Annotated in this window: 9 protein-coding genes; 8 read left to right on the top strand and 1 reads right to left on the bottom strand. The window is 49.4% G+C overall.

Features of this window, described 5'->3' with window-relative positions; all coding sequences use genetic code 11:
• The 8 genes from BMY16_RS15640 to BMY16_RS14955 all read left to right on the top strand — a co-directional run.
• Positions 1–407: hypothetical protein (locus tag BMY16_RS15640; protein WP_170836140.1), on the top strand; the 407-nt coding region annotated here is incomplete at its 5' end.
• A gap of 2 nt (positions 408–409) precedes the next feature.
• Positions 410–919 carry a hypothetical protein gene (locus BMY16_RS14985; protein ID WP_091844118.1) on the top strand — a complete coding sequence of 170 codons (510 nt, stop codon included), beginning with the start codon at positions 410–412 and terminating at the stop codon, positions 917–919.
• A 292-nt stretch (positions 920–1,211) separates the two neighbouring features.
• Entirely contained in the window at positions 1,212–1,568 is a 357-nt protein-coding gene (locus BMY16_RS14980; protein WP_091844116.1) for a phage antirepressor KilAC domain-containing protein, read from the top strand.
• A gap of 6 nt (positions 1,569–1,574) precedes the next feature.
• Positions 1,575–1,901 carry a hypothetical protein gene (locus BMY16_RS14975; RefSeq protein WP_091844114.1) on the top strand — a complete coding sequence of 109 codons (327 nt, stop codon included), beginning with the start codon at positions 1,575–1,577 and terminating at the stop codon, positions 1,899–1,901.
• A 103-nt stretch (positions 1,902–2,004) separates the two neighbouring features.
• Positions 2,005–2,328, top strand: coding sequence for a hypothetical protein (locus BMY16_RS14970; protein WP_091844112.1), 324 nt, complete (start codon positions 2,005–2,007; stop codon positions 2,326–2,328).
• A 21-nt stretch (positions 2,329–2,349) separates the two neighbouring features.
• Positions 2,350–2,643 (top strand): hypothetical protein, encoded by a 294-nt coding sequence (locus BMY16_RS14965; protein WP_139207257.1) that lies wholly within the window; start codon positions 2,350–2,352, stop codon positions 2,641–2,643.
• 3 nt (positions 2,644–2,646) lie between these two features.
• Positions 2,647–5,310, top strand: coding sequence for a BT4734/BF3469 family protein (locus BMY16_RS14960; RefSeq protein WP_244513079.1), 2,664 nt, complete (start codon positions 2,647–2,649; stop codon positions 5,308–5,310).
• A gap of 45 nt (positions 5,311–5,355) precedes the next feature.
• Entirely contained in the window at positions 5,356–5,904 is a 549-nt protein-coding gene (locus tag BMY16_RS14955) for a D-Ala-D-Ala carboxypeptidase family metallohydrolase (RefSeq protein ID WP_091844108.1), read from the top strand.
• On the opposite strand, the gene BMY16_RS14950 is transcribed toward BMY16_RS14955, so the two are convergent.
• The gene (locus tag BMY16_RS14950; RefSeq protein WP_244513081.1) at positions 5,894–7,471 is read right to left on the bottom strand and encodes a GDSL-type esterase/lipase family protein; all 1,578 of its coding nucleotides are present in this window, start codon (positions 7,469–7,471) and stop codon (positions 5,894–5,896) included. The genes BMY16_RS14955 and BMY16_RS14950 overlap by 11 nt on opposite strands.
• Between the last annotated feature and the right edge of the window lie 71 nt (positions 7,472–7,542).

The following is a 7,542-nucleotide window of genomic DNA, read 5'->3' as shown; positions in this document are numbered from 1 at the left end:
AGGTGGATTTCGAGCGGGTGAAGGGAGAATTGCCACCTGGTTATGAGTTCCTGACTGACTTCAATGTGCATTGTGCCGTTTTCAGGAGGATGAGTCGATGGGAAGGTCTTTACCTGATCATCGACAAAGAGGACTATGGGAAGTATGTTTGTCTGCACATGTCGAAGATGAAGGTGGCTGAACTGTTGGAGTTCTACAAGGTGGAGAAGCTGGTGGCGATGATCAACGAGGCCATCAGGAACCTGCCGCCCGAGGAGCTGGAGAAGGCTCATAGAGAAGAGGCTAGGATGAGGAACGTATCAGTCTGGCCGATGATTAATCAGGCTTGTACGTTGCAACCCGTTTGGATAGAGAATAACTTTCATGGAGATATAGACAATTTTAATAATTATCAAAACCAACTGTAAAAATGGAAAATTTAGGAAAAGAACATGTTGCCCCTGTAAACAATTTCTTTGGCAACATCAACAATTACAATGTGTATAATGCCCCAGTGAACTACAATGGGTCAGTGTATAATCAAAATGGGATAGAAGAAGAGGACACTCCTTCCCAAGAAACGGATGAGAAACCAGTACCAACTTTCAGTCAGATGATGAAAGTTTTCGAGACGACATACCATGATGGATTTTGGAGTTCAAACCGTTCATGGGGTGTTGGTTTCCAAATATGGCAGAATTGGGGCTTCAATGGTACAATCAAAGATTTCGTAAAGTTGGTTCAAAATAGCGAAGAGGCAAAACGCTTCGAACATGATTGTAATCTTGATGCAGTTTACAAAATGTTCAGCAAGGGCCATTTGTCGCGCCGCTTGGATAATTGGCGAAAAGATGGAGTCTTAGAACCATATATTATCCTTGGTGAAAGAATGGATCGAGAGTTGCAAAAAATGTTCCCTACAACAGAGAATGAGGTCTAATGAGAAGTCCAAAAGTCTAACGTTAGTTCCAATAGTTCTAATAGCAAGTCCAAAGCACAGACGTTTCTTGTCTGTGCTTTTTTTTGTGCCTAACTTTGCACTGTCAAACGGAAACAATGACTTCCAAACTGACAGTGATCTTTGACTTATTGATACAGCAAGAATTCCAGAAGGCTGGAAGATATAAAAATGAAAAAATGAAAGGCTGGAAGATCAAAAGATGTAAAAATTAAAAAAAGATAAACAAACAATTTAAAGGTCGTTATAAGGAAACGACGTAAAACAAAACAGAATGATGAAAACATTTTATTTGGGATTTTCAGAAGAGGAAATCGTGAACAAGGCAGAAGAGATCATCGCCGAGGAACTGGAGGAGAAAAACCGAAAGAGCAGATTCTGCTACACCCCGACGGAGATTGCTAAACTTTACAACATGAGTGGAAATGACCTGAACTCGTTTCTGAAGGATCAGGGCATCATCCGCAAACAAGAAGGAGCATGGTGCCTGACCAGAAAGTACATCCACCGAGACCTGGCCCGACACCGCTACATCGCCAAGACCAACCAAAAAGGCCAACTGATGTTCAAGGCCAAGCTGGTTTGGACTGACAAAGGAAAGGATTTTATCAAACAATTAATTAAGTATTAAAAGATTATGAACAACAAGAACAAGAATCAATCAACGAGAGTGAACTGGAACTTATCTGAGGGCGAACGGATTTACCGCCAGATGGAAGAGGCGTTGCTCTCGGCAGACAAGTCGATCAGTGGCACAGTGGCCATGAACTACGCCCTGAGCAAGCTCATCGCCAACTACAAGCTGGCCATGCAGGATCTGGACATCGAAGTGACGGACTATCTCGGAAGCATGGTAGACTTTTGGGAGTATCAGCTGCAGCATGGAGAGTCGTACGACCGCTGCCTCTTTGACGCCTTTACGGAGGAAGTGAAAGACAATTACATTATAGAGTTATTCAGTTAATAACCGAGTCGGAGGAATGAGCGAGTGGGAAAGTATCCGGATAGAAATTGAGCTCAACTGAAAAACACATCGCTTTCCAAAAGCTCACAAATTCGACAACATTATGAAATACATAACAATCGCAATTGATGAAAAGAGTTATGCCCGCATGGTGGCAGGCTTAAGAGTAGAGGGATCAGTGGGTTTTGACCCAAACAAAGGTATGGGTGACCTGAATGCCTATAATAGAAAGAAGAGTGTCCGCCCAAAGGACCGTCTGGTGAAAAAGTTAGCATGGGGTTGGGTGAAAGAGTCGCTGAAACAACTCAAGGTGTTTGCCAGTTTCCCCAAGGATTTGAGCCTGGCCGAGCTGATTGAGCTACTGAACGAACACGCTCGCAGCGCCAAGGATGCCCTCATCGAACGAGAAATTATCGAAAGAGTTTAACCAATAAAAATCTATCTTATTATGGAATCATTAGTAACTATTATCGAGGTGGGCGCATACTCTGAGCGCCAGTATCAGAAGCAGGACGGCAGCTCTGAATACTTCAAGAGCCGTGGCGTAGTGATGAAGCGTGGTGGCGACACCATCTATGGTGAGATGACGGGCGAATTGGCCTCGAAGAATCGCGATACGCAGTTCCAACAGGGAATGCCTTATATCGTGAAGGGATTCTGGAAGCATCGTACATGGGAGGATCAGAACCATCAGACGCGTCATGAGAATGCTTTCTACATCACGGATATTCAAACCCTGTAGCCGATGTTTGTATATCAGAAGAATTTCTTTAATCCTACGTTGCCTGTAGACGAGGCCCAGTTTTGGGCCCTCGTCAGGGCGACGAAATGGAACGAGGCAATCGACCAATTTCGTGAGACTGGCGACCAGAAACTGAAACGCGGACTGCCTGCCTTCATCTTCCAAGCTACCTTCGATGAAACACCTTCGAAAGCTGGAAAAATGGGTGCTTGGAGAAAACAATCGGCCACACGACTGACTGGCCTTGTGGTGATGGATGTAGACCATGTGGAGGATCCTCGCGAAGTCTTTGAGAGTTGGGGGTTGGCCCCCATGTCATCTCGACTAAGCGAAGCGCCCCTCCCGTCATCTCGACTAAGCGAAGCGCATGGAGAGATCTCAGGAGATTCCTCGACTACGCTCGGAATGACAAAGGAGTCGCTCGGAATGACAGAGGGGGCGCTCGACATGACAAGTCGGATACTGCTCATCTATATCACCCCTTCAGGGCATGGCCTGAAGATAGTCTTCAAGGCTGATGTGAAGAAGGGTAATCTCATTGACAACCAGCACGCTATGGCCAAGGTGCTTGGCGTGGAGGTGGATGAGAGTTGCAAAGACGCAAGTCGCATGAGTTTTATTTGTAAAGAATCGGACATTTTATTCATTGATAAAGAACTGTTTACGTATGAAAACAAAGAGTTTAGTGAGAAATATGAGCCTGAGTATCGGGCTAATCATAGTGGTGCTACTAAGGCTGTTGCTGTGGCCGCTAAGAATGCTCAACAAAGGGCTGGGAATGAGCGGACGGTGGATGTTTCGTCATCTCGACTAAGCGAAGCGCATGGAGAGATCTCAGGAGACCTCTCGACTACGCTCGAGGTGACAGAGGGGGCGCTCGGAATGACATTAAAATGGAGAGGGTATGATTTACAAGGTATTATTGATGCTAGGTATGGGGATAAGCTGCCCTGCAAGGAAGACTCCAATCGACATGCGGAGTCGCTTAAGCTCGCCACAGACCTCATGCTTATGCTCGACGGAGATAAGGCCGCTGTACAGCGGGTCGTCGAAGCCCAGCCGTGGGTGCAGGAGATCATCGAAGAGCGCAATGAGAACGTGGAGCAGACGGTGGAATCAGCTGCGGGCTGCATCGCTGAGAAGGAGAAGAAGTATGCGGGATCGCTACCATCCAAGGCCATGCTGGAGGCGGTGAAGAGTTTTTGTGGTATAAGTTATCAAGAAATTGTAAAGGGAGTCAAGGATACAGGGAGTCAGGGAGACCATGATATTACCGAATCCGATATCGACCGCTATTTGTGGGATTGGGGCGAACAGATAAAAGCACTGATGGACGATTTCCCGCTTCTGAAGGATATCTGCAAAGGCTTGAAGAAGAACCAGTATCCTGCGGCGTTGTTTGTGGCTGGCGGGTTTATGATGACACTCATGACCCGCTGTACCTACCGCTTCTATCATCGTCCGGAAGAGTTGAGGCGACTCAACAATTCTACGTTAATCATCGGTGATCCTGCCTGTGGTAAGAGCTTCGCCACACGATTGTATAAGTTGCTGGCAGCACCCATTATGGCAGCAGACCAAAAAGGCAAGGATGCCATTAATGCCTATCGTGAGGAGATGCGCACCAAGGGCGCCAACAAGGAGAAGCCGAAGAAGCCCAAAGTGGTGATCAGGGTGCATCCTGCCCGAACTTCGAACGCACAGTTCATTCAGGACATGGTGAACGCAGTGGAGATCGTAGACGGTGAACCCATGCACTTGCACATGCTGACCTTCGACACGGAGCTCGACAATACGGTAACCGTTCAGAAGGGTGGTTCGTGGATTGATAAGCAATCGCTGGAACTCAAGGCTTTCCATAATGAGGAAGATGGTCAGGCGTATTCGAACAACGATTCGATATTCCAGGAGTTTAATGTCTACTGGAACTTTGTCTATACGGGTACACCTATCGCCCTGAAGAAGAAGGTGAACGAGCAGAACTTCGGATCTGGAATGGCCACACGACTGACCTGCGTACCACTACCTTCTACTGACTACGAGATGTTGGAGAGGGAGAGCAAAGTGGACTTCGAGAGTGACAAAAGAATCAAGTTGTGGGCAACTAAACTCGACAGGATGAAAGGCCTGCTGCCCATGGACAAGATTGTGGATAAACTCTACGATTGGACAGCACGAAGGATGATGGATGCCAAGGAGAATGACTCAAAGGCTGACGAGATGTTGCTGAAACGATGCGCCTACCATGGATTGAACTTTTCAGCTCCCTTCATCGTGATGCGTCACTGGGATCAGGTTCATCAGGATGGTGACTACTGGACGGGCTCCTTCGAAACAGACGAGGTGGATTGGCAATTGGTTGAGTTGATCGTCAACATGCATTACGCCTGTCAGCGCCATTTCTTTGGGGCCATGGCTGAAACATATTTCGACAACAGACATCGTGATGCCGTGATGAACCGCCAGCATCATCAGAAGACAATGGAGTGCTACAACCGACTGCCATCGGTGTTTACCATGGAGGATGTAAGAAGATGTTTTGGGTATGACAATGACAATTCGGTTTATAGCAAAATCAGTCGACTGAAAGAGGATAGACTGGCAGAGAAGATTAAAAATGGTAATGATAAGGGCAAGTTCAGGAAGATGAACCTGATGGTGAATTGATTTCTTGCATCTTGCATCTTGCAAATTGATAATTGAATATAGATTATGACAGAAGTAAGTATTAACAAGAACATGAACCTCTCCGAGCATTATACGCTCGGGGAGGTTACGAAAACGAGTGTGAAAACGGCTGACGGAAATATTCCCAGCCATGTGGCGATAGAGAATCTGAAGAATCTCTGTGAGAATTGGTTGGAGGATTTAAGGTATTCGTATAATACGTTGTATCCTTCCAGTCATCTCGAGCGGAGTCGAGAGATCTCTCCATGCGCTTCGCTTAGTCGAGATGACAATGGGGGTGCTCGAGATGACAATCCCATTATTATTTCATCGGGCTATCGCTCGCCGGAGGTGAATAAGGCCGTGGGCGGGGCGCCAACGAGTAATCATCTGACGGGATGTGCGGTGGATATCCGATGTGAAGGCTTTGAGCAGGCGCTTCGCTATGCGAACATCCTCATGGATATCGCAGACGGCACGAAGCGCGATTACGACGAACTCTTCATCGAGCGCAACAAGCAGGGGCGCTACTGGATTCACTTTGCCGTGCGTCCGAAGGATAATCGTCGACGAACGTCGTTCATTATTTCCTGAGGTACGCTGCGAGGGGGGAGGCTGAGGCTTTGAGGCCGCGGGCGACGCTTCGGGCGTTCATCAGGGCACCTTGGTAGGAGGTGTGCGTATGGTCGTGGTTGAAATATACCGCGGCCTTTTGTTTGCACTTCTCGGGATCCTTGCCTGCGAATTTCTTGTCGAGGAAGTCGGCAGAGATGTTGTGGACGTCGATGAAGCTGACGCCCGTCTGCTCCACTACCTCCCGATACCAGCGGCCATAGCTGTCGTTGCGACGCTCTATCTTGCCGTCAGGCCACTCGTTGCGCGGTGTGAGGGAGAGTAGGATAGGGGTGGCGCCTTTTTCACGTACGTCGTCGATGAATTTCTTCAGGTACCAGCCGAAGGAGTAGATGAGTTCATAGCGGCCGTCGCCCTCTATCTGATAGACGTGGCAGGTGTCTTCGGCACTGGCGATGACGGCACGGGCTTTCGCGTCGGTGAGGTTGCCGATGTCGTTATGACCAAACTGCAGCAGTACGAAGTCGCCTGGCTGCAGGGCGTTGTAGACGCGCTCCCAACGGCCTTCGTTGAGGTAAGAGCGGGTGCTGCGCCCTGCGATGGCCTGATTGCTGACGGTGATCTTCGAGGTGTCGAAGATGGTGGTGGCCAGCGAGCCCCAGCCCCACATGCCAGTGTGGTCGGCCTTGTCTTCATTCTTCACGGTGGAGTCGCCACAGATGAACACCACGGGACGACCGCTGGAGCGGTCTACATTGAGCTTTGAGCTTTCAACATTAAGCATTAATGCTTGCAGGGGCTTCAGCTGGGGATTATTAGAGTAGTAGATACCCTCGGCAGCAGAACGGGCGTTGAGCTGGGCACCGAAGGCCGAGGTGTGGATATGGTCGCCATAGAAGTGGTATTTCTGTTTCCAAAGGCTGTAGCCGTCGAGTTTGCTGCCTGAGATCTCGTTGAGGTCGACGAAGGGCACACCCTCGATGGCTGCCACATAGGCTGCCCACTGGGTCTGTGGCTTGCGGACGATGAGGCCCCGCTCGTCGCGGGCATCGCGAGGGGTGAGCGACATGAGGATGGGGTTGGCACCCGCCTGACGGATCTCACGGATATAGCAGCGCAGGTAGTGGCCGTAGCTGTAGACGGTGTCGGGAATCTGCTTGCGGAGGTTGAAGCCCACAATCATGGTATCTTCTGCCACGCCGTCGATGACACCACGGGCACGCTTGGCATCGAAGAAGTCGGCATGGTCGTTGTGGCCTATCGAGACGATGACCCAGTCGCCTGGCTTCAGGGCTTGGCGCACGGCAGGCCAGAGGTCGGTATAGAAGTTACGGGTGGACATGCCGCCGAGGGCCTGATTCTCTACGGAGATCTTACGTCCGTCGAAGTACTGGTTGGCGAAGTAGCCCCAGCCCCACTGGCCGTTGTTGCCATTGCCCATCGTACCGTTGCGCATGGTGGAGTTGCCGATGAGGAAGAGCACGGGGTTAGAGCCCTGACGGGTGGAGCCCGGGGCAGGGCGGTTCATGAGGGCCTTGGCGATGGAGTCGGGGGTGTTGTCGATCACCTGTTGGGCAGCCAACTGCATCGTGGTTGCCAGTAAAGTCACTAGAAGGAAGTATTTTCTTATCATGATCAGTATAAAGTAGTTTGCGAGTG

The sequence above is a fragment of the Prevotella sp. ne3005 genome, from assembly GCF_900110085.1.
Lineage (GTDB): Bacteria > Bacteroidota > Bacteroidia > Bacteroidales > Bacteroidaceae > Prevotella.
The sequence above is the reverse complement of the archived record's forward strand: the minus strand, read 5'-3'. Positions and strand labels throughout refer to the sequence as shown.

Excerpts from the sequence above, each read along its gene's own strand:
- BMY16_RS14985 (WP_091844118.1), top strand. The coding sequence starts at position 410 with ATGGAAAATTTAGGAAAAGAACATGTTGCCCCTGTAAACAATTTCTTT.
- BMY16_RS14970 (WP_091844112.1), top strand. The coding sequence starts at position 2,005 with ATGAAATACATAACAATCGCAATTGATGAAAAGAGTTATGCCCGCATG.
- BMY16_RS14965 (WP_139207257.1), top strand. The coding sequence starts at position 2,350 with ATGGAATCATTAGTAACTATTATCGAGGTGGGCGCATACTCTGAGCGC.
- BMY16_RS14960 (WP_244513079.1), top strand. The coding sequence starts at position 2,647 with ATGTTTGTATATCAGAAGAATTTCTTTAATCCTACGTTGCCTGTAGAC.
- BMY16_RS14980 (WP_091844116.1), top strand. The coding sequence starts at position 1,212 with ATGATGAAAACATTTTATTTGGGATTTTCAGAAGAGGAAATCGTGAAC.
- BMY16_RS14975 (WP_091844114.1), top strand. The coding sequence starts at position 1,575 with ATGAACAACAAGAACAAGAATCAATCAACGAGAGTGAACTGGAACTTA.
- BMY16_RS14950 (WP_244513081.1), bottom strand. The coding sequence starts at position 7,471 with ATGCAGTTGGCTGCCCAACAGGTGATCGACAACACCCCCGACTCCATC.
- BMY16_RS14955 (WP_091844108.1), top strand. The coding sequence starts at position 5,356 with ATGACAGAAGTAAGTATTAACAAGAACATGAACCTCTCCGAGCATTAT.